This is a genomic window from Bradyrhizobium sp. (assembly GCF_049586575.1).
Lineage (GTDB): Bacteria > Pseudomonadota > Alphaproteobacteria > Rhizobiales > Xanthobacteraceae > Bradyrhizobium.
On sequence record NZ_JBAVCF010000105.1, the window covers coordinates 1 to 1773 of the forward strand.

At 59.8% G+C, this 1773-nt stretch carries 1 protein-coding gene and 1 pseudogene; both read left to right on the plus strand.

What is annotated here, in order from left to right:
- Positions 1–449, plus strand: a pseudogene (locus tag WB528_RS03705) (MlaD family protein); the annotation flags it as partial.
- Between the two features lie 276 nt (positions 450–725).
- Positions 726–1773 (plus strand): HAMP domain-containing protein (locus tag WB528_RS03710; RefSeq protein WP_423887079.1); only part of this gene is annotated, 1048 nt, incomplete at its 3' end.

The window sequence follows — 1773 nt, forward strand, 5'->3', positions numbered from 1 at the left end:
TTCCGACATTGACCGCGGATTTGAGCGAACTCCACTCGACCCGCGATACCCTGCACAATGTTGATAACTTCCTTGTCAGTAATCAATCGACGATCAAGGACGGGCTTTTGAGTTTCGAGACATACACGGCCTCGCTCGCAAGCCGAGGCGCGATCATCGATCAAACACTGGCCAAAGCCGATACCGCCTTCGCAGGCTTCGATAAGGCCCTGGCAGGCATCGACAACCTTTTGCCCGGCTTTACGGATGGAAAGGCCGACGAGTTGTTCGAAAAGATGCAAACGCTCCGCGAATTTGCCCAGACGTTCAACAAGAAGTCTGCCACCGTGCTGGAGGAAGCGCGCCAGACGCTTCTCGACGTCAGCGAAGGCGCCAACAAGATAACGATGAAGTTCGATCCGCAAGCCGTCAGCCCGCGCCCGCCGCGGCGGAAACCCCCGCAGCGATAGCTGGAGACGCTCCGCGCTTTCAGCCCGCGGCAAGTTCCTTTCAGGGAACAGCAGAGCTCTAATCGGGCATATCATATTGAAAAATATTTGAATTCGCCGGGAACCAATATCCGCTTGCCGAATTGGTCACACTGGCGTCAATCTCCCGGTCTATCATATTGTAATATATAATGTATTTCGCTTGCCTTGCGACCCAGCGCACGATTTGATCGAGCGAAAAACGACTCGCATGCGCTCGGCTGGTGGCGCGCTTTCCGGTTCTTCGAGGGGACTTCCATGAGTGAACTCGACTCGGTCAATCCGTCCACGCGTCGGCGCGCCAAAGTCAACAAACCCCACACCAACGGAAAGCCGGACCCGTCGCAGGAGTTGCTGCAAGCCTTGCAGGCGATGCGCAGCGGCGACTTCTCGGTGCGAATGACCGGCGATCATCTCGGCATCGACGGCAAGATTGCCGACACGTTCAACGAAATCGTGGCGGCCAACCAGCGCATGGCGCAACAGCTTGAGCGGGTCGGCCAGGTCGTGGGCCGTGAAGGAAAGACACGCCAGCGCGTCCGGTTCGGCTTGGCCAGCGGTTCATGGGCCGACATGGAAGGTTCGGTCAACACGCTGATCGACGACTTGCTATGGCCGACACGCGAAGTGACGCGCGCCGTTGCCGCCGTGGCGCAAGGCGACCTGCTGCAAACCGTGAAGCTCGATGTCGATGGCCGCCCGCTGGGCGGCGAATTTTTGCAATCGGCGACAATCGTCAACACGATGATCAAGCAGCTTTCGGTGTTCACCTCCGAAGTGACGCGTGTCGCACGCGAAGTCGGCACCGAGGGCAAGCTCGGCGGCCAGGCGCAGGTCCCCGAAGTGACCGGCGTGTGGAAGGACCTGACCGAGAGCGTCAACTCGATGGCCAACAACCTGACCGGTCAGGTTCGTAACATCGCCGAGGTCACGATCGCGGTCGCCAACGGCGACTTGTCCAAGAAGATCACGGTCGACGTGCGCGGCGAAATTCTTCAGCTGAAGGAAGCGATCAACACCATGGTGGATCAGCTGCGCTCGTTCGCGTCGGAAGTGACGCGCGTGGCGCGCGAAGTCGGCACCGACGGCAAGCTCGGCGGACAGGCGATCGTGCCGGGTGTCGCCGGCACCTGGAAGGATCTGACCGATTCCGTGAACGCGATGTGCGGCAACCTGACGGCACAGGTCCGCAACATCGCCAACGTGACGACCGCCGTCGCCCGCGGTGACTTGTCGCGCAAGATCACGGTGGACGTGCGTGGCGAAATTCTGGAGCTGAAAGACACCATCAACACGATGGTGGACC